General features: G+C 59.4%; 21 protein-coding genes, 1 tRNA gene and 3 riboswitches. Of the genes, 15 read left to right on the top strand and 7 right to left on the bottom strand.

Translation table 11 applies throughout. The features are described from left to right. Positions 1 to 104: 104 nt before the first annotated feature. Both IEX57_RS15410 and IEX57_RS15405 read left to right on the top strand, forming a co-directional pair. Entirely contained in the window at positions 105 to 371 is a 267-nt protein-coding gene (locus tag IEX57_RS15410) for a type II toxin-antitoxin system prevent-host-death family antitoxin (RefSeq protein WP_188705241.1), read from the top strand. After that, positions 355 to 609: a Txe/YoeB family addiction module toxin gene (locus IEX57_RS15405; protein ID WP_188705240.1), complete on the top strand. Its 255-nt coding sequence runs from the start codon at positions 355 to 357 to the stop codon at positions 607 to 609. Before IEX57_RS15410 ends, IEX57_RS15405 begins: the two co-directional genes overlap by 17 nt. Before the next feature lie 67 nt (positions 610 to 676). On the opposite strand, the gene gcvP is transcribed toward IEX57_RS15405, so the two are convergent. The 3 genes from gcvP to gcvT all read right to left on the bottom strand — a co-directional run bounded on the left by gcvP (position 677) and on the right by gcvT (position 5,426). Next, a complete protein-coding gene (gene gcvP, locus IEX57_RS15400; RefSeq protein ID WP_188705239.1) occupies positions 677 to 3,535 on the bottom strand; it encodes an aminomethyl-transferring glycine dehydrogenase in 2,859 nt (952 codons plus the stop codon). A 228-nt stretch (positions 3,536 to 3,763) separates the two neighbouring features. Then, positions 3,764 to 4,150, bottom strand: a complete 387-nt coding sequence (gene gcvH / locus IEX57_RS15395; RefSeq protein WP_188705238.1) for a glycine cleavage system protein GcvH — start codon at positions 4,148 to 4,150, stop codon at positions 3,764 to 3,766. 172 nt (positions 4,151 to 4,322) lie between these two features. After that, positions 4,323 to 5,426, bottom strand: a complete 1,104-nt coding sequence (gene gcvT, locus IEX57_RS15390; protein WP_188705237.1) for a glycine cleavage system aminomethyltransferase GcvT — start codon at positions 5,424 to 5,426, stop codon at positions 4,323 to 4,325. A 48-nt stretch (positions 5,427 to 5,474) separates the two neighbouring features. Then, positions 5,475 to 5,587: riboswitch (glycine riboswitch) on the bottom strand. A gap of 35 nt (positions 5,588 to 5,622) precedes the next feature. Continuing rightward, positions 5,623 to 5,719: riboswitch (glycine riboswitch) on the bottom strand. A gap of 270 nt (positions 5,720 to 5,989) precedes the next feature. Here gcvT and IEX57_RS15385 point away from each other — a divergent pair. The 3 genes from IEX57_RS15385 to IEX57_RS15375 all read left to right on the top strand — a co-directional run bounded on the left by IEX57_RS15385 (position 5,990) and on the right by IEX57_RS15375 (position 9,036). Further along, positions 5,990 to 6,763 (top strand): hypothetical protein, encoded by a 774-nt coding sequence (locus tag IEX57_RS15385; protein WP_188705236.1) that lies wholly within the window; start codon positions 5,990 to 5,992, stop codon positions 6,761 to 6,763. Positions 6,764 to 6,844: 81 nt separating this feature from the next. Continuing rightward, positions 6,845 to 6,913, top strand: a riboswitch (S-adenosyl-L-homocysteine riboswitch). 65 nt (positions 6,914 to 6,978) lie between these two features. Next, positions 6,979 to 8,445: an adenosylhomocysteinase gene (gene ahcY / locus IEX57_RS15380; protein ID WP_188705235.1), complete on the top strand. Its 1,467-nt coding sequence runs from the start codon at positions 6,979 to 6,981 to the stop codon at positions 8,443 to 8,445. 108 nt (positions 8,446 to 8,553) lie between these two features. Beyond that, complete coding sequence (locus IEX57_RS15375; protein WP_188705234.1) at positions 8,554 to 9,036, top strand: GNAT family N-acetyltransferase; 483 nt, start codon at positions 8,554 to 8,556, stop codon at positions 9,034 to 9,036. A 63-nt stretch (positions 9,037 to 9,099) separates the two neighbouring features. Here IEX57_RS15375 and IEX57_RS21200 read toward each other — a convergent pair whose 3' ends face one another. The 4 genes from IEX57_RS21200 to mutM form a co-directional block, all read right to left on the bottom strand. Next, complete coding sequence (locus IEX57_RS21200; protein ID WP_229709050.1) at positions 9,100 to 9,771, bottom strand: hypothetical protein; 672 nt, start codon at positions 9,769 to 9,771, stop codon at positions 9,100 to 9,102. Positions 9,772 to 10,037: 266 nt separating this feature from the next. Next, positions 10,038 to 10,796 carry a copper homeostasis protein CutC gene (locus IEX57_RS15365; protein ID WP_188705233.1) on the bottom strand — a complete coding sequence of 253 codons (759 nt, stop codon included), beginning with the start codon at positions 10,794 to 10,796 and terminating at the stop codon, positions 10,038 to 10,040. Positions 10,797 to 10,921: 125 nt separating this feature from the next. After that, positions 10,922 to 12,931: a dynamin family protein gene (locus IEX57_RS15360; RefSeq protein WP_188705232.1), complete on the bottom strand. Its 2,010-nt coding sequence runs from the start codon at positions 12,929 to 12,931 to the stop codon at positions 10,922 to 10,924. A gap of 113 nt (positions 12,932 to 13,044) precedes the next feature. Continuing rightward, a complete protein-coding gene (mutM, locus tag IEX57_RS15355) occupies positions 13,045 to 13,860 on the bottom strand; it encodes a bifunctional DNA-formamidopyrimidine glycosylase/DNA-(apurinic or apyrimidinic site) lyase (RefSeq protein WP_188705231.1) in 816 nt (271 codons plus the stop codon). Positions 13,861 to 14,198: 338 nt separating this feature from the next. On the opposite strand from mutM, the gene IEX57_RS15350 reads away from it, so the two are divergent. From IEX57_RS15350 to IEX57_RS15305, 10 genes are all read left to right on the top strand, one after another. Further along, on the top strand, positions 14,199 to 15,854 hold the full coding sequence (locus tag IEX57_RS15350; RefSeq protein ID WP_188705230.1) for a tetratricopeptide repeat protein: 1,656 nt from the start codon (positions 14,199 to 14,201) through the stop codon (positions 15,852 to 15,854). Next, positions 15,851 to 16,408, top strand: a complete 558-nt coding sequence (lolB, locus tag IEX57_RS15345) for a lipoprotein insertase outer membrane protein LolB (RefSeq protein ID WP_188705229.1) — start codon at positions 15,851 to 15,853, stop codon at positions 16,406 to 16,408. Before IEX57_RS15350 ends, lolB begins: the two co-directional genes overlap by 4 nt. Next, a complete protein-coding gene (gene ispE / locus IEX57_RS15340; protein ID WP_188705228.1) occupies positions 16,396 to 17,295 on the top strand; it encodes a 4-(cytidine 5'-diphospho)-2-C-methyl-D-erythritol kinase in 900 nt (299 codons plus the stop codon). Before lolB ends, ispE begins: the two co-directional genes overlap by 13 nt. Before the next feature lie 26 nt (positions 17,296 to 17,321). Continuing rightward, a tRNA-Gln gene (locus IEX57_RS15335) sits at positions 17,322 to 17,398 on the top strand. A 63-nt stretch (positions 17,399 to 17,461) separates the two neighbouring features. After that, positions 17,462 to 18,412: a ribose-phosphate pyrophosphokinase gene (locus IEX57_RS15330; protein ID WP_188705227.1), complete on the top strand. Its 951-nt coding sequence runs from the start codon at positions 17,462 to 17,464 to the stop codon at positions 18,410 to 18,412. Positions 18,413 to 18,560: 148 nt separating this feature from the next. After that, positions 18,561 to 19,139, top strand: coding sequence for a 50S ribosomal protein L25/general stress protein Ctc (locus IEX57_RS15325; RefSeq protein ID WP_188705226.1), 579 nt, complete (start codon positions 18,561 to 18,563; stop codon positions 19,137 to 19,139). 160 nt (positions 19,140 to 19,299) lie between these two features. Next, positions 19,300 to 19,893, top strand: coding sequence for a hypothetical protein (locus IEX57_RS15320; protein WP_188705225.1), 594 nt, complete (start codon positions 19,300 to 19,302; stop codon positions 19,891 to 19,893). Positions 19,894 to 19,976: 83 nt separating this feature from the next. Further along, complete coding sequence (pth, locus tag IEX57_RS15315; protein ID WP_188705224.1) at positions 19,977 to 20,585, top strand: aminoacyl-tRNA hydrolase; 609 nt, start codon at positions 19,977 to 19,979, stop codon at positions 20,583 to 20,585. Beyond that, entirely contained in the window at positions 20,582 to 21,232 is a 651-nt protein-coding gene (locus IEX57_RS15310) for a nucleotide-binding protein (protein WP_188705223.1), read from the top strand. The genes pth and IEX57_RS15310 overlap by 4 nt, the downstream gene beginning before the upstream one ends. After that, positions 21,199 to 22,269 carry a CobW family GTP-binding protein gene (locus IEX57_RS15305; RefSeq protein ID WP_188705222.1) on the top strand — a complete coding sequence of 357 codons (1,071 nt, stop codon included), beginning with the start codon at positions 21,199 to 21,201 and terminating at the stop codon, positions 22,267 to 22,269. Before IEX57_RS15310 ends, IEX57_RS15305 begins: the two co-directional genes overlap by 34 nt. Positions 22,270 to 22,271 lie beyond the last annotated feature (2 nt).

Genomic DNA, 22,271 nt, shown 5'->3' with positions numbered 1-22,271 from the left:
GCTGACGCACTCTGCTGATATCCAGATCTCACCGATCGGCAAAGCACTATCCATGCTTTCAGAAGGGTTATAGAATGTACGATGTTCTGTACGGAGAATGCGCGATGGATGCCCTGACCTACACCTACACTCGCCAGAACCTGGCCGAAGTCATGCGTAAAGTGAACGACGACCGCAGCCCGGTTGTGGTCACCACCCAGCGCGGCAAGCCCGTTGTGATCATGTCGCTGGACGACTATCAGGCGCTGGAGGAAACCGCTTATCTGCTGCGCAATCCCAAAAACGCCAAACGGCTGATGAATTCGGTCGAGCGTTTGCGGGCAGGTCAGGGTGAAGTGCGCGAGTTGCTGGGCGATGCAGATCAAGTTTGATGAATCCGCATGGGAAGACTACCTGCACTGGCAGGCGACAGACCGGGCGATACTCAAGCGTATCAACCAGTTTATTGTGGCCACCAGCAGGGAGCCCTTTGCCGGCATCGGCAAACCTGAACAGCTCAAACATCAGCTATCCGGATTCTGGTCACGGCGGATTGATGATCGCCATCGGCTGGTTTACGCGGCGGATGGCGATACGCTATTGATTGCCCAGTGTCGCGATCACTATTAAGCCCTCCTGACGCCATAAAAAAAGGCCACCGTAGCGGTGGCCTTTTTGTTGCATCACTACCGTCAACTCAACCGTAGTTATCCGTACTCGGGCAGCTGCACACCAGGTTGCGGTCGCCAAATACGTCGTCGATGCGCTTCACCGTCGGCCAGAACTTGTTCTCTGCCACGTAGGCCAGCGGGAACACGGCTTCCTGGCGGCTGTACGGGTGGGCCCATTCGCCGGTCACGTCGGCTTGCGTGTGCGGGGCATTGCGCAGCGGGTTGTCTTCCTTCGGCCAGACACCGTTCTGCACTTTGTCGGCCTCGGCACGGATGGCGATCATGGCGTCGATAAAGCGGTCGAGTTCGGCTTTGGATTCAGACTCGGTCGGCTCGATCATCAACGTACCGGCCACCGGGAAACTCATGGTCGGGGCGTGGAAGCCGTAGTCCATCAGGCGCTTGGCGATGTCCACTTCCGTCACGCCGCTGGCAGCCTTGAGCGGGCGCAGGTCGATAATGCACTCGTGTGCCACACGGCCATGGCTACCGGTGTACAGCACCGGGTAGTGACCCGCCAGGCGGGTGGCGATGTAGTTGGCGTTCAAGAGGGCCGCTTCGGTCGCCTGGCGCAGGCCATCGGCGCCCATCATGGTCACGTACATCCAGGAAATCGGCAGGATGCTGGCACTGCCAAACGGCGCAGCGCTGACGGCGCTCTGGCCGGCTTGTGCGCCAGGAACCGGCATAACGACGTGGCTGGCCATGAACGGGGCCAGATGCGCTTTCAGGCCGATCGGGCCCATGCCGGGGCCGCCGCCACCGTGCGGAATGCAGAAAGTCTTGTGCAGGTTCATGTGCGAAACATCAGCGCCGATATCGGCCGGGCGGCACAGGCCAACCTGGGCGTTGAGGTTGGCGCCATCCATGTATACCTGGCCGCCGTGGGCGTGCACCAGATCGCACACTTCCTTCACCGCTTCTTCAAACACCCCGTGGGTCGACGGGTAGGTCAGCATCAGTGCGGCCAGATCGGCGGCGTGCTCTTCGGTCTTTTTCTTCAGGTCAGCGACGTCGATATTGCCTTGCTCGTCGCAATCGACCACCACCACTTCCATGCCCATCATCTGCGCGGTGGCGGGGTTGGTACCGTGGGCGGAACGCGGGATCAGGCACACCTTGCGTTGCATGTCGCCACGGCTTTCGTGATAGCGGCTGATCGCCAAAAGGCCGGCGTATTCGCCCTGCGCGCCGGAATTCGGCTGCATGCTGATCGCATCAAAACCGGTGATGGCTTTGAGTTGTTCAGCAAGGCCGTCAATCATTTCCAGATAACCACGGGTTTGATCGACCGGAGCAAACGGGTGCAGCTCGGCAAACTCCGGCCAGGTGATGGGGATCATCTCACTGGTGGCGTTGAGCTTCATGGTGCAAGAGCCCAGCGAAATCATCGAGTGATTCAGCGCCAGGTCTTTGTTTTCCAGTTTTTTCAGATAGCGCAGCATCTCGTGCTCGCTATGGTGGGTGTTGAACACCGGGTGGGTCAGGATGGCCGACTGCCGTGCCAGACCGGCGGGAATGAAGTCTTCCTTCACCGCGGCATCCAGTTCGGCCACATCAAACACCTTGCCGGTGAACAGGCCCAGCAGCGTTTCCAGGTCACGCTCGGTGGCTTTTTCGTGGAAGGCCACGCCCAGCACGCCATTGCCCACGCGGCGCAGGTTGATGCCGGCACCCAGCGCGGCTTCGTACACGGCATCGGCCTTGCTGCCCAGATCGACCTGCACGGTATCGTAGAAGGACTCGAACACCAGCTTGCCACCAGTCTGCTTCACCCCGGCCGCAAACAGGGCGGCGATCCGGTGAATGCGCGCCGCGATGCGCTTCACGCCCACCGGGCCGTGGTACACGGCGTACATGCCGGCGATATTGGCCAGCAGCACCTGCGATGTACAAATGTTGGAGTTCGCCTTTTCGCGGCGGATATGTTGTTCGCGCGTTTGCAGCGCCATGCGCAGCGCCGGCTTGCCGGCAGCATCCACCGACACGCCGATGATGCGGCCCGGTGCCGAGCGCTTCATCTCATCCTTGAACGCAAAATACGCGGCGTGCGGGCCACCAAAGCCCATCGGCACGCCAAAGCGTTGCGTGTTGCCGACGGCGACATCGGCGCCCATTTCGGCCGGCGATTTCAGCGCCACCATCGCCATCATGTCGGCGGCAACAATCGCCACCGCGCCCTTGGCCTTGGCTGCGGCGATATGCGGGGTCAGGTCGATCAGCTGACCGTTCTCGCCCGGATACTGGAACAGCGCGCCGAAGTAGTCATCGGCACCGGCCGCTTCCGGGTGGCCGCTGACCAGCTCAAAACCGAAATACGTCGCGCGGGTTTTCAGCACATCCAGCGTTTGCGGCAGGACGCGTTCATCGACAAAGAAGCGGTTCGACGCGGCTTTGGACACACGGCGCGCCATGGCCATGGCTTCGGCAGCGGCAGTGGCCTCATCCAGCAAAGAGGCGTTAGCCAGTTCCAGACCGGTGAGGTCGATAATGACTTGCTGGTAGTTCAGCAGCGCTTCAAGGCGCCCTTGCGCGATCTCGGCCTGATATGGCGTATACGCGGTGTACCAGCCGGGGTTCTCCAGCACGTTGCGCAAAATGACATTGGGCAGCCGTGTGGGGAAGTAACCCAGGCCAATATACGATTTGTTGACGCGGTTCTTGCCGGCAATCTCTTTCAGGCGGATCAGCGCCTCGGTTTCAGAGAGGGCATCGGGCAGCGCCAGCTTCTGGTTGAAGCGGATACCGGCAGGCACGGTCTGGTCGACCAGTTCAGCCTTTGATTTCAGGCCGAGCGTTGCCAGCATGGCGGCGGCATCGGTGGTATCAATGCCGATATGGCGATCGATAAAATCGCCGTGGTGAAACAGTTCAGAGAGCGTCATCGTGCGTTCCATCGCCGCTCACCGCAAGGCACTGCGGCAACAGTGCGTCAGGGTGAGCGGCCATTTTCAGTCAAGCTGTGAGTCGGGCAAGTGCAAGCGGTACTGCCGGTGATATCCGCGGCGGATCAGGACCAGTCCACCACGTATCCACCGATTTCAAGGGCGTAGCGCGCGTTCGCAGATTGAACACCGCCGGTAGTTCAATCTGCGATCACACAGCAGCCCGGATTACGCGCCCAGTTCGCGGGCGTAGTCTTCAGCGCTGAGCATCGAATCCAGATCAGCCACGTTGGCCGGCTTCAGGCGGAAGAACCAGCCATCGGCGTACGGCTCGGTATTGGCGATTTCCGGCGCGCTTTCCAGCTCGGTGTTGATGGCGACGATTTCGCCGGCGATCGGGGCGTATACATCAGACGCCGCCTTGACCGACTCCACCACGCCAGCTTGTTCATCCTTGGCCAGCGTTGCGCCCACCTTGGGCAGCTCTACAAACACCAGGTCGCCCAGCAACTCTTGCGCGTGATGGGTAATGCCTACGGTCACGGTGCCGTCGGCTTCCAGACGCATCCACTCGTGGCTGGCGGCGTATTTCAGTTCTGCAGGGATATCCAGCATGTTGGTTCTCTCTCTCAAAGTTCGGTAAATGGAGCCCCCACTCGCCAGTGGCGAGGCACTCCCGCCGGCGGGCGGGCGTGGGGAGGGTGCAATTCAATAAAACGAAGCGGCGATGCACCGCTTTTGCCGGCATAAAGGCGGGCTTTGCCCGCCGCCAGCAGTGTTTAAATCTTTACTCGTATTGCCGCTTGCCGTTGCGCACAAAGGGCAGCTTGACCACGCGCACAGGCGTGAGTGTGCCACGCAGATCGACCTCTGCGGAGCTGTCAGTGCTTGCCGGTACGCGGGCAATGGCAATGGAATGCTTGAGCGTGGGGGAAAACGTGCCGCTGGTAATCACGCCATCACCATGCGGGGTGACCACGCGCATGCCTTCGCGCAATACGCCGCGGTCGGTCAGCACAAGGCCAACTTGCTTCATGGCAACGCCTGCGTTTTTCTCGGCTTCCAGCGCAGCCCGGCCGATGAAATCACGTTCTGCCGGCTGCCAGGCAATGGTCCAGCCCATGCCGGCCTGCAGCGGGCTGATGGTTTCATCCATATCGTGGCCGTACAGATTCATGCCGGCTTCCAGCCGCAAGGTATCGCGCGCGCCAAGGCCGATCGGGGCGACGCCGCCTTTGATCAGTTCAGCAAAGAACACCGGTGCATCCGTGGCGGGCAGCATGATTTCAAGGCCGTCTTCGCCGGTATAGCCGGTGCGGGCCACAAACCACTCGCCACCGGTTTGCGAACCCATGGGCAAACCCTGGAACACCTTGAGAGCACGAATCGCCTCGGCCCATTGCGGCATGATGGCGCAGACTTTCTCGATGGCATTAGGGCCTTGAATGGCCAGCATGGCCAGATCGTCGCGCACATTGAGTTGCACATCACGACCGGCACTGGTCCGGGTCAGCCAGGCCAGATCTTTCTCACGCGTGCCGGCGTTGACCACCATGCGATAGCCGGTTTCAGACAGATAGACGATCAGATCGTCGATGACCGTGCCCTGTTCCGTCAGCATGCCCGAGTACAGCGCCTTGCCGACAAACCCCAGCCTGGCGACGTCGTTGGCCAGAATGTGCTGCAACCAGGCCTTGGCATCGCCACCCGCGATATCGAGCACGACCATGTGCGAGACATCAAACACCCCGGCATCGGCGCGTACGGCTTCGTGTTCCTTGAGTTGGGAGCCGTAATGGATCGGCATGGACCAGCCAGCGAAATCAACCATTTTCGCGCCGGCATCGACGTGGGACTGGTACAGCGGTGTTTGCTTGAGGGCGTGCGTCATCGGGCATTTCCAGGTGCGTGGATTACAAGTACGGCGTACTTGCGGGTACCACACCCCTCTGTCCCGGCACCTGAGATTTTCAGGCTGGCGTCGTTGTGCGACGCAGCCCTTAGCCCCTTCGGTGTGTGCCTTGTGCGGCACAGCTCTCCAGAGTTTTTCGTACTCGAGCCCCGGGTTGGAACCGTGCTCTGTACTCAAAGGTCACGCAGTCCTTTTGCCTGAGCGATTGCGGGTGCGCTTGCGCCTTCGGCGGTCTTCCCGTTGCGGGTAAGACGCTCTCCTGCATGACGGCGCGATTATGCGGATGGGGTGGGGAGTTGGCAACTGCCGTTCGTGCAACTGCCACTAGACAGCCACACCGCGGAAAACCCCTCACCAGTTCTTGCTCATTGAGACGCAATGGGGGTTGAGCCTCAAAATCAACATGGATTTGATTATTTTTGACAACAGCCTGTCGCCTTAAGAAAATTCCCCACGTTTCTTTATGTATCCAGGAAATATCCGGGCTCGTCCGGATTTAAAAAAATAATCAATCCAATGTTTGAAAGGGGTAGGTGATATTTATGCGTTTGTATCCAAAAAGCGTGGCCACTGGTCTGTTGACGGTCATTGCCCTGACGGGCTGTGCCACTGCCAACGTCAAAGACGTGCAGGCCAATCGTGACGGCTATTCGAAAGACCATTTCAACACTTCAACCGTTGGGTCCGGGATCGCGGCCAGTCTGAAAGCACTGCCGGCCCCGGCCACAGCGTATAACCACATCGAGATTGGCTTTGACGGCATCTCGCACGGTACTGATACCGCCGACAAGCCTTATCACTTCACTCAGTACCTGACACACGATGAGAACGGGATGTGGCGAGTGGTTGCCCGGTTCTCGCGCAATGACGTCGAATACATGCAACGTTATGTGCTCACTTACCTGAACGTAGTGCAGGCTCGCTGGCAAGAAGTGGTACTGGAACGAGCCAACGCGTCCTTGATTCGTGAGGTCAAACACATCACCAAAATTGACGGTGGTCTGGCCAATCCGCAACCGGGTGGCGAATATGTCATTGATGTCACGACCGGGAATGAACCGCAGATCGTGAACTTCATCCAGTCCAAATCCATTTGCAAAGCCACGGGTACAGACTTTGAAGCCAGTACGCTGTCTCCTGCGTTGAAGGGCCAGGCAATCAAGGTCTCGTGCGGGTACTACCCCAATGGTCAGGACATTGCCACCGACGTTTCCGAACTGGCTTACCTGCGTCAATATGGCGTTTACGTACTCACTGCCACGCGTAACGGTTACAGCAATAGCTCGCTCAAGATCACCAACTTCAGCGCTTCCTGAGTAACCAGCAAGGCCGGGTGGCTCTGCCACCCGGCTTATACATCACGCATTCGCGCCTGGTTTTGGCTATAATCCGCCCACTTCCGGGGAGCGCTGCGAGGTTGCATCACCACAATCCCAGGCCCGGAGTCTCAACGGCGCTCACCTGATCAACCGTGCCGGACACGGGCTTAACCTGCCAATGATCGATCATCATGCGCGCAGGTTTTCAGGTGATGAATCACCCCGCCCCTCTTCCGGCCACACGTAAAGGACGTATCGCTGTGGCTGAAAATTTCACCGATTTCAAAGTTGCTGATCTCTCGCTGGCCGACTGGGGCCGCAAGGAAATCCGCATTGCCGAAACCGAAATGCCGGGTCTGATGGCCGTGCGCGAAGAAGGCCGTGCCAACCAGCCGCTCAAGGGCGCGCGCATTGCCGGTTCGCTGCACATGACCATCCAGACCGCCGTGCTGATCGAAACCCTGCAAGAACTGGGTGCCGATGTGCGCTGGGCGTCATGCAATATCTTCTCGACGCAAGACCACGCCGCTGCCGGTATCGCCGCCAACGGTTTCGAGGGCAAGGGCACGCCGGTGTTCGCGTTCAAAGGCGAGTCGCTGGAAGAATACTGGCAGTTCACCCACCAGATCTTCGAATGGCCGAACGGCGAGTTCGCCAACATGATTCTGGATGACGGCGGCGACGCCACCTTGCTGCTGCATCTGGGCGCGCGCGCCGAGAAAGACATCAGCCTTGTGGGCAACCCGACCAACGAAGAAGAAACCGTGCTGTACGCCGCCATCAAGGCGCAGATCGCCAAAGACGGCAGCTGGTACTCCACGCGTCTGGCCCACATCAAGGGCGTGACCGAAGAAACCACCACCGGTGTGCATCGTCTGTACCAGATGCACGAACAAGGTCGTCTGGCTTTCCCGGCGATCAACGTGAACGACTCGGTAACCAAGTCCAAGTTCGACAATCTGTACGGCTGCCGTGAATCGCTGGTTGACGGTATCAAGCGCGCTACCGACGTGATGATCGCCGGTAAAGTGGCTGTGGTGCTGGGTTATGGCGATGTGGGCAAGGGTTGCGCGCAATCGCTGCGTGGCCTGGGCGCCACCGTGTGGGTCACTGAAATCGACCCGATCTGCGCCCTGCAAGCCGCCATGGAAGGCTACCGCGTCGTGCGTATGGATGACGTCGCCGGCCAGGCCGATATCTTCGTGACCACCACCGGCAACGTCGGCGTGATTGCGCACGATCACCTGAAAGCCATGCGCAACAACGCCATCGTTTGCAACATCGGTCACTTTGACAGCGAAATCGAAGTCGCCTCGCTGCGTCAGTACCAGTGGGAAAACATCAAGCCGCAAGTCGATCACATCATTTTCCCGGACGGCAAGCGCATCATCTTGCTGGCCGAAGGTCGTCTGGTGAACCTGGGTTGCGCCACTGGCCACCCGTCGTTCGTGATGTCCAACTCGTTTGCCAACCAGGTGCTGGCACAGATCGAACTCTTCACCAAGCAGGCCCAGTATCCGGTCGGCGTGTACGTGCTGCCCAAGCATCTGGACGAGAAGGTTGCCCGCCTGCATCTGGCCAAGATCGGCGCCAACCTGACCGAACTGTCGGACGAACAAGCCGCTTACATTGGCGTGCCGAAAAACGGCCCGTACAAGCCGGCGCACTACCGCTACTAAGCAGTCGCATACGCGCTTGCAACAAAAAACCGGCCTTTCGAGGCCGGTTTTTTTATGGGCGGTGCACGCGTGATAAGGTCTGCGCTTTTGTCTTTGCCTTGCCTGCCCATGACCCCAGTAGTGATCCGCGCCGCCCTCACGCAAGACCTTCCCGCCCTCTGCCGGCTTTCAGATGAAATCAACCATGAGCATCACGCCGGTGCGCCAGATGTGTTTGTACTCAGCCAGCCTGGCGATGAAGCGACCCAGGCCTGGTGGCATAGCGCGATGAGCGCATCAGACAGCGTGGTGCTGGTGGCGCAGCACGGCGATCAGGTTTGTGGCTTTATTTCTGCCAAGGTGACCGAACCTCCGGTCCCGCCGTTTATTCGCGCCCGTCGCGAAGCGCGTATCGGGACCATCGTAGTCGCCGCCAGCCACCGCCGTCAGGGCGTTGGCGAACAATTATTGGGGGCAGCACGCGCGTGGGCGAAAGCACAAGGCGCAGTCACGCTGTACCTGCAGGTTTTCAGCTTCAACGAAAGCGCCATCCGCTTTTATGAAAAACACGGCCTCACCGTGCAGTCCGTGTTCATGAACACGCCGTTGTGAACGCCCAATAAAAAAAACCCCCTCATGTGAGGGGGTTGGCGGGTGCCTTGGCCTTGTGAAAAATCAGGCCTTCTTGGCAGCGTGCTTCTTGCTGTGATGCTTTTTGGCTTGTGCCTTTTGTGCAGCGGAAGCAGCGGATGCCTTCTTGTGCTTCTTGGCTTGGGCCTTCTGAGCGGTCGAAGCAGCGGATGCCTTCTTGTGCTTCTTGGCCTGGGCCTTCTGAGCGGTCGAAGCAGCGGATGCCTTCTTGTGCTTCTTGGCTTGGGCCTTTTGTGCGGTCGAAGCGGCGGATGCCTTCTTGTGCTTCTTGGCTTGTGCCTTTTGAGCGGTCGAAGCTGCGGATGCCTTCTTGTGCTTCTTGGCTTGTGCCTTTTGAGCGGTCGAAGCTGCGGATGCCTTCTTGTGCTTCTTGGCCTGGGCCTTTTGTGCGGTCGAAGCAGCGGATGCCTTCTTGTGCTTCTTGGCCTGGGCCTTTTGTGCGGCCGAAGCGGCGGATGCCTTGTGCTTCTTGGCCTGAGCCTTCTGGGCTACGGTCGAAGCAGCGGAAGCCTTTTTGTGTTTCTTGGCTTGCGCTTTTTGTTCGGTGCTCGAAGCAGTGGCCTTCTTGGCGTGGTGCTTCGTGCTCTTGTGATGAGTAGCCGTTGCAGCTTTCGCCGGGGCGCTGGCGTCAGCGGCAAAAACCGGGGTACCAAACAGCAGGCCAGCAGCAGTAGCGAGTGCGATCAGGGCTTTCATGGGTGTTTCTCCTAAGGGTCAAACTTGTCGTCGGGCTCGGGCCGGGTTTGTTGAGTGGCCCGTCCACGATCACAGAATTACACTGCGCGCGCCGCTTGTATGTGAGGACGTGTTTTGCAGGAGAAACAATTGGTAATGGTGTCAACCATTTCAGAATTATCCCGTTGTGCGTGATCGTGTCCGTGTGATCTGACAACGGGCCGTGCCCTGTCAGGCAATAAAAAACCCGCCATCCTGGCGGGTTTGCTGTTTCTGGCGCTGGCGCGTTAGCCCAGTGCACTGCGCGCATTGGCCAGAATCTCTTGCACCAGCGGCGCAGAGGTTTCGACAATGGCGTATTCATCCTGCCCGGGCGCGCCCATTTTCACGCGTTCGTTGCGGTAGTTCATGCCGCTGGGAAACGGCGCCCGGCCAGAGGTATGGAACTCGCGGCAGCCGGTGGCACGCACCAGTTCTGCAATATTGTTCACCCGCACGCCGGCGCCTGGCATGACCACCAGCTTGTTGCCGGCCTGTTCACGCAACTGGCGGATCAGTTCGGCGCCTTCCGGTGCGGTCGGCGCCTGGCCAGAGGTCAGCAAGCGGTTACAACCCGTGCTGATCACCGCTTTCAGTGCCTGTACCGGATCACGCGCCACATCAAATGCGCGGTGGAATGTCACCTGCATGGGCATGGCCAGTTCGACCAGTTGCTTGGTGCGCGGCACGTCAATATCGCCATCGGCCGTCAACAGGCCGATCACCACGCCATCCACGCCCAGTTTCTTGCAGGCCAGGATATCGCGCTGCATTACTTCGAACTCGACATCCGAATACAGAAAGTCGCCGCCGCGCGGGCGGATGATGACATTGAGGGTAATCCACAGCCGGTCACGCGCCGCGGCAATGGCGCCATGAGAAGGCGTGGTGCCCCCTTCGAGCAGGTTGTCGCAGAATTCCACGCGGCTGGCGCCACCTTCCTGGGCGGCCAGGCAAGAAGTCACAGAGCCCGCGCAGATTTCCAGCAGGATGTCTTGGTGGGCCATGGCGGTTGCTCCGTTATGTTGTCGGGCAAGCGTAAACGAATCGCGCGTCACGCTCAAATCAGGCTAGAAAAAAACGCCCGCGTTCAAGGCGGGCGTTTTTTGCAAAAGACTCAAACCAGGCCAGATTACGCGGCCAGGCGCGAGATCTCGCTGTTGAGCGCAGCCAGCACCTGGCGGTGACACTGATCCAGGTCGTCCATCTGGCTGGTGAGCTGGCGATCCATGTCTTCCAGTTCTTCAATACGGCCTTCCAGCGTATCGGTGGCCTTGTGGATGCGCTTGATGCTTTCCAGACGGCGACGCAGTTGCAGCTGGTGTTCGCGCACCTGGGTTTCCATCGGTGCCATCACGGCCTTGAGCCAGTTTTCCACGTCGCGGTTGGCCACTTCAAACACGTACACCACACGGCTGGCGACGGTTTCGAAGAACTTGCGGGTAATGCGGCTCTGGCTGGTGGTCAGCAAACGGCCCACGGTATTGAAGTGCTCGCGGAAGGATTTCTCCAGGCGGGCGATTTCCTTGTGGTACTTGAGCGTGGAGAACGGCGGCGGTGTCACCTGACCCAGGCCGTGTTCTTCGCTGAACTTCTTGTACATGGCCGCCATCATGGCCTGGATTTCTGCCACCTGTTCGGCAGAGCTGGCGATATTGGCGTTGGTGTCCTTGAAGAAGCGCTCCATGGTGGCGCGCAGGCCGCCTTCGCCAAACGAGAACCAGCTGCGTTCCATTTCGTCGCGGATACGGGCGATCTCGGCCTTGAGCGAATCCATGCCCAGCAGCGTCAGCAACTGGTTGGTCTGCTGGCTGAAAATGCTGCGCAGCGCCTGGAAGCGCACCAGACCTTGCTCGAAATGACGCTTGTCGGTCTGGACCTTGTCCATCATCTGCATGACCACGTCCTGGTTCTTGCCACGCAAGCGGGCCAGTTCGTCCAGTTGTTCCAGCAGACTGGTGCGACGCGTCCCCAGCAGATTGCGGGTGGCCAGCACAATGTCTTCGACTTCGGTGATCGTGCTGTCGCGCACGATATCCTGCTTGGCCGGCAACAATTCGCCAGACAGCGCGGCTTCCAGATCCATCAAGTGCGCGCGTTGCAGCAAGGCTTCATCGTGCTGCACCTTGGCGACCAGCGCTTTTTGCGCCGATACCGGGAACACGTGGTTGGGGTTCACGCCCAGCAGACTGGCCGTGGTCACCACCTGGCGATCGATCTCGGCTTCGATCTGTGCCGGGGTCTTCAGTTCATCCCACAGGCCGTCAATCTTGTTGAGCACCACCAGGCGCCCGCGCGAGCCGGCTTGCGCCTTGCCAATGTGGTTGCGCCACACATCGATGTCGCTCTTGGTCACGCCGGTGTCGGCAGACAAGATAAACAGAATGGCGTGCGCGTTGGGCAGCAGGTTCAGCGTCAGTTCCGGTTCGGTACCGATCGCGTTCAGGCCCGGGGTATCCAGAATGACCAGGCCCTGTTCCAGCAACGGATGCGGGAAATTGATCACGGCGTGACGCCAGGCCGGGATTTCCACCGTGCCATCGGCGCCGACCATGATCACCTGATCAGGATCATCTTCATCAAACAGGCCAAAGCTCTTGGCGACTTCAATCGATACGCGCTTGGTGTGGCCCACCTGGCCCAGCGCGGCCAGCATGGCATCAGCGTTGTCGACTTCCAGTTCGGTCGTGGCCCACTCTTCGGTGTAGCGGCGGTATTCGCTGGTGGTCACGTTCTGTGCGCGGGTTTCGATCGGCAGCAACTGGATCGACGGCGGGCGCGACGGGTCAAACAGGATTTCCGTCGGGCACATGGTGGTGCGGCCAGCCGACGAGGGCAGCACGCGTTTGCCATAGTGCGCAAAGAAAATCGCATTGATCAGTTCAGACTTGCCGCGGGAGAACTCGGCCACAAACGCGATATTGAGTTTGTCGTCCTTGAGTTTTTCCAGCAGTGTCTGGATGCGCAGCTGAGTCTGGGCATCGTCCAGGTCTTGCTCGGACAGCCAGCGCGACAATTGCGCCACGCGTTGCGACAACTGGCCGCGCCAGGCGCTGTAGGCCTGGAAGTCGCCGGCAAGGCGGTCGTTGCTGTCCACATCGTTGGCGGCTATCTCGTCACGATGGAGGTAGTCGGTGCTCATCTCGGTCCTCACGCCCTGTACGGGCTCTCTTTAGCGCAGGCCGCGCGCGCGGCGCCTGCATGTGTTCGGACGGCGTTATCGCACATTCCGGACACTAATGATAATGGAATCAATTATTTCTGGCAGTTCGGGCAGAAGAATGTTGCGCGTTGACCCTGGCGGATTTCCACAATCGGCTTCGCGCAGACCCGGCACGGCTCTGCGGCCCGGTCATAGGCGTAGGTCTGCAGCTGGAAATAACCCGTGTTGCCGCTTGAATCGACATAGTCGCGCAGCGTGGTGCCCCCCGCGCGGATCGCGTCCGACAAAGTGGCCTTGATTGCGTCAACCAGGGCGTCAATTTCACGTTTCTTCAGTGTGGCCGCGGGCCGTTCCGGGTGTATCCGCGCACGGAACAACGCTTCGGATGCATAGATGTTGCCCACGCCAACCACGACATGTTGATCCATGATGACAAGCTTGATCGCGGCCTGCCGACGGGCGAGCTGTTGCTGCAGATAGCTGGCGTCAAAGGCGTCAGACAAAGGCTCCGGTCCCAGCGCTGCCAGCAAGGGGTGCGTGGCCGGTGCGGCCTCATGCCAGAGCATGCAGCCAAAGCGGCGCGGATCGCGGTAACGCAGGATGCGGCCGTCTTCGAGCATCAGATCAATATGATCGTGTTTTTCAACCGGACGCGCAGCCGTCACCACCCGCAAGGTGCCGCTCATGCCAAGGTGGACAATCAGCGTGCCGTGGGCAAAGCCGATCAGCAGATATTTGGCACGCCGCTCGACCGAGACAATGCGCTGCCCCTGCAGCAGGGTGTGCAGGGTATCGGGCACCGGCCAGCGCAGGCGCGGATCACGCACGGTGACCTGGGCTACCGTGTTACCGGTGAGGATATCGGCAATGCCGCGACGCGTCGTTTCGACTTCGGGTAATTCAGGCATGATCCAACCAGACAATGAAAGGCAGACGGAACATAAATTGTCATTCGCTCGTCATAACACAATGCCGTTAAAAGTTGCGCAAGGCCCGTCACCTCACGGCTTGGACTTCGCGACGGAATTTACCTTAATATGAAGCAGCACGGGTCTGTATGTAATCCAGTGCTAAAAATGCCGCAGCGGCAGTCAATGCTCGCGACACAACACTCCACCACCCGCCGGACTTTGCCATGCCTTTTCCGTTTTCCCGGAAACCTCTCCTGACTCTTGTGTGCCTGAGCCTGACGGTCCTTGCCGGTTGTGCCACGGTTGGACAACCCGCAGCGACAGGCAAAGCACCCGTGGCGAGTGCGCCCGCGGCAGATGACAACGCGCAAGACCCCGCGATCGCTGACGGCCCGCTCCCCAATGAAGAGTTGACGGACGAACTGGTGCTGCGCTTCCTGGTGGGTGATATCGCCCTGCAACGTGGCCAGGCCACGCTGGGTGCACAAACCTGGAATGATCTGGCCAGGCGCACGCATGATCCGCGCGTGGCCAAACGCGCGACCGAAGTCGCCATTGGTGCAGGCCAGCTGAATCTGGCCATGGATTCGGCCAAACAATGGATCGACGCCTCGCCCAACGCGGTGGGCCCGCAGCAGGTGATGCTCAGCCTGTTGTTGCGCGCCAACCGGCTGGATGAAGCCAAGCCGCACCTTGAGGCCTTGCTTAAAGCCAAGCCGCAAGACGCGCCCTCTTTCTTCCTGCGCATGCATACGCTGTGGGATAAAAACACCGACCGCAATGCGGCGGCCAAGCTCACTGAAGATGTGACCGCGCCGTATCTGAATCTGCCAGAGGCGCACTTCGCCCGCGCGGTGGCCTATGCCAATACCAACCGCGTTCCCGACGCCATCAAGGAAGTCGACGCCGCTGAAGCGTTGCGTCCAGGCTGGGAACCGGCCGTGCTGTACCGCATCCAGCTGATGTCGGATCGCCCAAGCCAGGAACGTATCGATTACCTGCACACCGCCCTGCGCAAAAACCCGGACTCCTTGCCGATCCGCAATGCGCTGGCGCGTGAGCTGGTCATCAACAAACAGATGAAAGACGCGCTGGACGAATACAACGGCATTCTGAAAATCCAGCCGGATAACCTGGAAGCGCTGGTTGGCTCCGGTCTGGTTTCCATGGAACTGCGTGATTTCGATACCGCCCAGCAACGCCTTGGCGCGGCCGTGCAAAGAAACCCGCGCAACACCAACAATCTGCGGCTGTATCTGGGCCAGATTGCTGAAATCCGCGGGCAGAACCAGGACGCCATTGGCTGGTATCAAAGCGTGGAAGGCGACATGCATGACGCCGCAATCGAGCGCTTGATCCATCTGTACGCACGCACAGGTCAGCCGCAAAAGGCCATTGACCTGATCCATCAGAACGTGGCGCTGACCACCGAACAGCAAACCCGGCAGACCCTGTTGGAGTCCAGCGTCTGGCGTGAAGCCAAAAACTACGACAAAGCCTGGTTCGTGCTGACCGAAGCGCTGAGTAAAGATCCGAAAAACGCCGATCTGCTGTACGAGCGCTCGCTGATTGCCGACCTGCAGCACAACGTGCCGGCCGCAGAAGCGGACCTGCACAAGTATCTGGAACTGCAACCGGACAGCGCCCAGGGCCTGAACGCGCTGGGTTACACCCTGGCCAACCGTACCGATCGCTACGATGAAGCCAACGGTTATCTGGAAAAAGCCAACACGCTGGACCCGGACAACCCGGTCATCCTCGATAGCCTTGGCTGGTTGCGTTACAAGCAAAATCGCCTGCCGGAAGCGCGTGACCTGCTGACCAAAGCGTATAAGGCCATGCCCAATCCGGAAGTCGGCGCCCACCTGGCTGCCACGCTGTACAAGCTGGGCGAAAAGAGCGACGCCCACAAAGTGCTGGCAGAAGCGCAAAGGCTGGACCCGGATAACGAATCGGTGATCGCCATCGGCCAGGAAATCGGCAAACCGTGAAGCGCTGGTTAACCGGTTTCTGGCTGTTGCTGGCCGCTTTGTGGCTGGCCGGTTGCGCCACGCCGCCCGCCCCGCCGACGCGCTCTGGCGAGCTGGTGGCCACGGGCCGCGTGGCGTTGCGTTTGCCCAATGACTCGCAAATTGCCAATTTCACCTGGCGCGATGACGGTAATGAAGCCGCGCTGGATCTGGGAACCCCGCTGGGCCAGACCGTCGCCCGCCTGACTTTTGATGCGCAAGGCGCGCGGCTGAAGGATTCCAGCGGCACCGATACGGTTGCGCCCAGCCCGGAAGCCTTGCTGCAAAAACGCACCGGCTGGCAACTGCCGGTACAAGGCATGCGCTGGTGGCTGCGCGGCAAACCTGATCCGGCGACGCCGGCAGTGGTCACGCCCACTGCAGAAGGTATTCATATCTCGCAGAACGGCTGGGAAATCGACGCGACTGATCTGCGCGATGCCGGCCGCGAAGGCAAATTACCCTGGCGTATTCACGCCGCCCAGAACGGGCTTGATCTGAAAATTGTGGTGTCTGACTGGCAATGGCTTCCGTAACACATTCTGTTCTTGCTGCATCCGCGCTGGATCACTTCCCCGCCACGCCCCAGGGCTGGCGCAGTTTTCCGGCCCCGGCCAAGCTCAATCTGTTTTTGCATGTCATCGGACGCCGGGCTGATGGCTATCACTTGCTGCAATCCGTGTTCCAGCTGGTTGATCTGAAAGACACCATTGAACTGCGGCTGCGTGATGATGACGGCATCGAGCATCACAACCCCCTGCCCGGCGTGAACCCGGAAGACGACCTGACGGTGCGCGCCGCACGTCTGTTGCAGCCGTTTGCGCCGATCACTTGCGGTGTGGATATCCGCGTGACCAAACGCATACCCATGGGCGGTGGCATGGGTGGCGGCAGTTCGGACGCCGCGACGGTGCTGCTGGCGCTCAACCGTCTGTGGAACGTGAACTTGTCGCGCAAGTCGTTGATGGAGCTGGGTTTGAAGCTGGGCGCCGATGTCCCGTTCTTTATTTTCGGCCGCAATGCCTTTGTCGAAGGCGTGGGCGAAATCATGACCGCCTACGACACGCCCGATTGCTGGTTTGCCGTGCTGCATCCGCAGGTACATGTTTCTACGCCTGCAATTTTTAAAGATGAGCGCTTGACAAGAGATACGCCCTCCATCAAAATGCGCGGCCTCAACGTTGCTGCGACGCGAAATGATTTGCAGCCAGTAGCGGTGAGTCAGCAGCCGCGCATCGCTGAAAGTCTGGAATGGCTAAGCCAGTTTGGACCGGCGCGGATGACTGGATCAGGAAGCTGCGTGTTCACAATATGTGCTTCACAAAGCGAAGCGGATCGTGTAGTATCGCTGGTTCCTGAAGAGATGACCGGTTTTGTTGCAAGGTCACTCCAAAAGCACGAGTTAAGCGAATTTGCTGATTAGCAGTTTTCAAGTTCAGCAGTTTCGATAGGGGAGTCGCCAAGTTGGTTAAGGCATCGGATTTTGATTCCGACATGCGAAGGTTCGAATCCTTCTTCCCCTGCCACTTCTAAAGACAGAAAAGCGTGTACACCAGTTACACGCTTTTCGTTTTTCCAGGGCACAGAAAATGGCTTACGACAGCCTCATGGTATTTACCGGCAATGCTAACCCCAAGCTTGCCGAAAGCGTCGTCAATCACCTCGACATTTCTCTGGGTCGCGCCACGGTTGGTCGCTTCTCGGACGGTGAGGTGACAGTTGAATTGCTGGAGAACGTTCGCGGTCGCGACGTGTTCGTCCTGCAATCGACCTGCGTTCCGACCAACGACAATATCATGGAAGTCATGCTGATGGTCGACGCGCTCAAACGCGCATCGGCCGGTCGCATTACTGCGGCGATTCCGTATTTCGGTTACGCCCGCCAGGATCGTCGTCCGCGCTCTGCCCGTGTGCCGATTTCGGCCAAGGTCATTGCCAACATGCTGCAAGTTGCAGGTGTTGACCGTGTCCTGACGGTAGATGTCCACGCCGACCAGATTCAGGGTTTCTTTGATATCCCGGTCGACAACATCTACTCCACACCGGTACTGCTGGCTGATATCCGCGCCAAGAACCATGATCAGCTCATGGTCGTCAGCCCGGACGTAGGCGGTGTACTGCGTGCCCGCGCCATGGCCAAGCAACTGAACGTGGACATGGCCATTATCGACAAGCGTCGCCCCAAGGCGAACGTGGCAGAAGTCATGCACATCATCGGCGATGTATCGGGCCGTACCTGCGTGATCATCGATGACATGATCGATACTGCCAATACGCTGGTCAAAGCCGCCCAGGCCCTGAAGGCCCACGGCGCAGCGCGTGTGATTGCCTATGCAACCCACGCCGTGTTCTCCGGCGCTGCCGTTGAACGCATCGTCCAGTCTGAACTGGATGAAGTGGTAGTGACCGACACGATTCCGTTGTCGGAAGCTGCCCGTCAGTGCGAACGCATCCGCATTGTCTCGATCGCCGGCTTGCTGGCAGAGACCATGCGCCGCATCAACAACGAAGAGTCGGTCTCTTCCTTGTTTGTGGACTGATCGCACGACGTAGCAACAAGATTTACAAGACGGTGAAGCGGGCAAGCCCCTCTTCACCGTTTGCGTTATTTGGGGGAATGGTCCCCCGAGTCCTTTGCCAGTCCTGGTCGCGGGTGGCGAAGTGTTTAACTGAAATGGAGTAACAACCATGACTTTCGAAATTCAAGCACAAGCCCGTGCTGCGCAAGGTACTGGTGCGAGCCGCCGCCTGCGTAACAGCGGCAAGCTCCCCGGCATCATTTACGGTGGCACCAAGGCCCCGATCGCCGTTGAGTTTGACCACAACAGCATGTGGTACACCCTGAAAGACGAAGCTTTCCATACCGCTATCGTCAATGTAGTCGTTGAAGGCGCTACTGAACAGGTTCTGCTGCGTTCGGTGCAATACCACCCGTTCAAGCAACTGATCCTGCACGTTGATTTCCAGCGCGTTGACGACACCACCACCGTTGAACTGAAAGTGCCGCTGCACTTCAAGAACGCTGATGTCGCTCCGGGCGTGAAGCTGGATGGCGGTACCATCGGCTACATCCTGAACGAAGTGGTTGTGCGTTGCGCCGCCACCAAGCTGCCGGAATTCATTGAAGTTGATCTGAGCGAGATCGGTGCGACCAACGCATCCGTCCACCTCTCCGACCTCAAGCTGCCGGAAGGTGTTGAGCTCAAGTCCCTGGTTCGCGGCGAAGATCTGGCCGTTGCAACCTTCAACGCGAAGAAGGGCGAATAATTCGCCAGGCTTCATCTGCGTTGTCAAAAAGCCGGCGGGTTTCCCTGCCGGCTTTTTTGTATCTATCACGTCAGTTCCAATCTGTTTTAGCTGGCACAGACCTTTTCTACTGCTATTGTTTGACTTACTTATAAGGCAAATAATGTATATGGAGAGAGCGATGTATCACAGCGAGCAGGAATCTGATTCCACCGTTGATTACTATCGGCGCTACCGTACCAGCCCGCTGGACTGGCTGGCCAGCATGCCCGTTACGCCGCGGCGCTTCCGGCCGTGGTTGCGTGGTTTCTTCATGGCCTGTGCTGTATTGCTGGTGGCCTACTGGGTAGGGCCGCGCTGGGGCGTGTCGCCTTTTCATTCCCGCCAGGATGGCCTTGATTACCGCCCCTATTTCACTGATGTCGGTGGCGTCGTCACCAATGCGCTGCCGCATGAAAAACTGCTGTCTGCCGTTACCCTTAACCTTGTTGGCAACTGGCCTGGCTGGCGGGTCGAACAGCATGACGGTGGTGTGGCCTTCTACGATATTTCCCTCAAGGACAAAGAGGGCAATTTAATGTGGATACAGCGTTTTGATCGCAACCCGTATGCCGGCGACTGGCGCTTCTCGCAGCAAGATAGCGGCTGGGCCTGGTGTGGTGGCTGGCGGGTATCGATCAATTCGCCGCAAATCTACAGTGACAGCGCCCTGTATCTGACCCTGGGCGGCGAGCCGCGCGTGATCCGGCATATTCCGTTTATGCCGCCCCGTTAGTAGCGGCCCGCAGCGCCAGCCTTTATCATCGGTTTTTGTCTTTCTTTGCCGGATGCGTGCCACATGCATCCGGCCATGTATTCATGTCCACCATCAAATTGATTGTCGGCCTCGGTAACCCCGGGGCTGAATATGCCGCCACCCGCCATAACGCCGGTTTCTGGTTTGTCGATGAACTGGCCCGTGAAGGCGGTGCCACCTTGCGCCATGACAGCAAGTTTCACGGCCTTGCCGGCAAGGCCCGTCTGCATGGCGAAGAAGTCTGGTTGCTGCAGCCGCAAACTTTCATGAACCGCAGCGGTCTGTCTGTTGTGGCCCTGGCCCAGTTCTACAAAATCCTGCCCGACCAGATTCTGGTGGTGCATGACGAGATGGATATTCCGGCCGGCCAGGTCAAGCTCAAGCAAGGCGGCGGTAATGGCGGCCACAATGGGCTCAAGGACATCCAGTCGCATCTGTCTACGCCCAATTTCTGGCGCTTGCGCCTGGGCGTGGGCCATCCGGGCGACCGGGCCGAAGTCGTGAGCTTTGTGCTCAAGCCGCCGCGCCGTGAAGAACAAGAACTGATCGATGCCGCCATGCTGCGCGCGCAGAACCTGTTGCCGCGCATGCTCAAGGGCGAGATGAACATCGCCATGCAGCAGTTGCATACCGACGAATCAAAACAAAGACCGCATAAACCCGCGCCATGACCACACCGCTGTCCATCCTGATCGCCAACCCCAAAGGGGGCAGTGGCAAATCCACCCTCGCTACCAATCTGGCCGGCCACTTTGCCTGGCAGGGCGACAAAGTAGCGCTGGGCGATCTGGACCGGCAGCAAAGCGCGCGCTACTGGTTAACGCGCCGCCCGGAACAATATCCGCGCATCAATGAATGGGATGCCGCTGGCGAGGACACGCCGCACGCCCCCAAAAACGCCACCGTTGCCGTGCTGGACAGTCCCGCCGGCCTGCATGGCAAAAAGCTGGAAGGCGCGCTCAAGGCCGTCAGCCGCGTGCTGGTGCCGGTGGTGCCATCCTCATTTGATATGTGGGCGCTGGAAGGCTTCTTTGCCCAGCTGGCCGAAGAAAAAGCCGTCCGCAAGAAACAGGTGGATATCGGTATCGTCGGCATGCGCGTAGACCCGCGCACCCATGCCGCGCAACAGCTTGAGCACTTTCTGGCAGGCTATGGCTTTCCGGTGCTTAGCTGGCTGCGCAACACGCAGTTGTACGTGCAACTTCAACCCAAAGGACTCACGCTGTTCGACCTGCCGGGCCGGCGGTTCGAGCGTGATCTGGAACAATGGCAGGCAATTCTCAAGTGGCTTCGCAACCCCGCATCCCCGTCAATCTGATCACCGGTTTTCTCGGGGTCGGCAAAACCACCGCGATCACCCATCTGCTGGCCAGCAAGCCGGCGGACGAGTTCTGGGCCGTGGTGGTCAATGAGTTCGGGGAAGTCGGCATTGATGGCGCGACGCTCTCCTCTGCCGGCGAAGGCCTGCAAGTGGCTGAAGTTCCGGGCGGCTGTATCTGCTGCACCACCAGCCCCATGCTGCGGGTGAATCTGAACAAGCTGGTCCAGGGCAAGCGGCCGGATCGCATCCTGATCGAACCCTCTGGCCTGGGTCACCCGGCCGGCATCATCGACCTGCTGCGCGACCCGTTCATGAGCACCACGTTTGAGGTACGCGGTGTGGTCACGCTGATGGATGCGCGCCATCTGGAAGACGCCCGCTATACCCGCAACGAAACCTGGCGGGACCAGATCGAACTGGCCGATGTGCTGGTGATCAACAAGACCGATCTGGCCGACGCCGCACAACTGGATGCCGCGCTGGCCATGGCGCGCGCCGCCTTCCCGCCCAAGCTGGCGGTGGTGCAGGTCCAGAACGGCCTGTTTGACGCCGGACTGCTGGATGCGCCGCTCAATGCCGAACGCTGGCAAGATGCGCCGCACGCCGCCGGCACGCACAACCCGCTGGCGCCACGCCGCAAGATCGAAACCACGCCAGCCATCGCCACACCGCAAGGTGCCGAGCCGGTACGCAAGGCGCAATCCAGTCTGGGCTCGCATGCCTGCGGTTGGGTGTTCAGCCCGGAAACGCTGTTTGACAGCGGCGCCATTGCCGATCTGTTCCAGGCGTTCCAGCAAGCGCAAACACTGGGCGTGCAGGGGCTATCCCGGGCCAAGGGGGTGTTTCATACAGAGCGTGACTGGTACCGCTTTGACTGGGTCGATGCTTATCCCAGTGCCAATATCTCGGCCTACCGTCGCGACAGCCGTTTTGAAATCATTGTGGAAGCAGACGCAGCACCTGACTGGTCTGCAGTGGAGGCGCGTTTGCTGGCCGCCCGCATTGCGCCAGGCAGCCAGCAAAGTACGACATAAGC

The sequence above is a fragment of the Silvimonas iriomotensis genome (genome assembly GCF_014645535.1).
Taxonomy (GTDB): Bacteria; Pseudomonadota; Gammaproteobacteria; order Burkholderiales; family Chitinibacteraceae; genus Silvimonas; species Silvimonas iriomotensis.
This window is presented reverse-complemented; position numbering and strand designations above follow the sequence as displayed.

Coding starts and splice junctions, on each gene's coding strand:
- IEX57_RS15405 (WP_188705240.1), top strand. CDS start 355: ATGCAGATCAAGTTTGATGAATCCGCATGGGAAGACTACCTGCACTGG.
- gcvH (WP_188705238.1), bottom strand. CDS start 4,150: ATGCTGGATATCCCTGCAGAACTGAAATACGCCGCCAGCCACGAGTGG.
- pth (WP_188705224.1), top strand. CDS start 19,977: ATGTCCACCATCAAATTGATTGTCGGCCTCGGTAACCCCGGGGCTGAA.
- ahcY (WP_188705235.1), top strand. CDS start 6,979: ATGAATCACCCCGCCCCTCTTCCGGCCACACGTAAAGGACGTATCGCT.
- IEX57_RS15325 (WP_188705226.1), top strand. CDS start 18,561: ATGACTTTCGAAATTCAAGCACAAGCCCGTGCTGCGCAAGGTACTGGT.
- ispE (WP_188705228.1), top strand. CDS start 16,396: ATGGCTTCCGTAACACATTCTGTTCTTGCTGCATCCGCGCTGGATCAC.
- gcvP (WP_188705239.1), bottom strand. CDS start 3,535: ATGACGCTCTCTGAACTGTTTCACCACGGCGATTTTATCGATCGCCAT.
- IEX57_RS15375 (WP_188705234.1), top strand. CDS start 8,554: ATGACCCCAGTAGTGATCCGCGCCGCCCTCACGCAAGACCTTCCCGCC.
- IEX57_RS15385 (WP_188705236.1), top strand. CDS start 5,990: ATGCGTTTGTATCCAAAAAGCGTGGCCACTGGTCTGTTGACGGTCATT.
- gcvT (WP_188705237.1), bottom strand. CDS start 5,426: ATGACGCACGCCCTCAAGCAAACACCGCTGTACCAGTCCCACGTCGAT.
- IEX57_RS15360 (WP_188705232.1), bottom strand. CDS start 12,931: ATGAGCACCGACTACCTCCATCGTGACGAGATAGCCGCCAACGATGTG.
- IEX57_RS15410 (WP_188705241.1), top strand. CDS start 105: ATGGATGCCCTGACCTACACCTACACTCGCCAGAACCTGGCCGAAGTC.
- IEX57_RS15320 (WP_188705225.1), top strand. CDS start 19,300: ATGTATCACAGCGAGCAGGAATCTGATTCCACCGTTGATTACTATCGG.
- IEX57_RS15330 (WP_188705227.1), top strand. CDS start 17,462: ATGGCTTACGACAGCCTCATGGTATTTACCGGCAATGCTAACCCCAAG.
- mutM (WP_188705231.1), bottom strand. CDS start 13,860: ATGCCTGAATTACCCGAAGTCGAAACGACGCGTCGCGGCATTGCCGAT.
- IEX57_RS21200 (WP_229709050.1), bottom strand. CDS start 9,771: ATGAAAGCCCTGATCGCACTCGCTACTGCTGCTGGCCTGCTGTTTGGT.
- IEX57_RS15310 (WP_188705223.1), top strand. CDS start 20,582: ATGACCACACCGCTGTCCATCCTGATCGCCAACCCCAAAGGGGGCAGT.
- IEX57_RS15365 (WP_188705233.1), bottom strand. CDS start 10,796: ATGGCCCACCAAGACATCCTGCTGGAAATCTGCGCGGGCTCTGTGACT.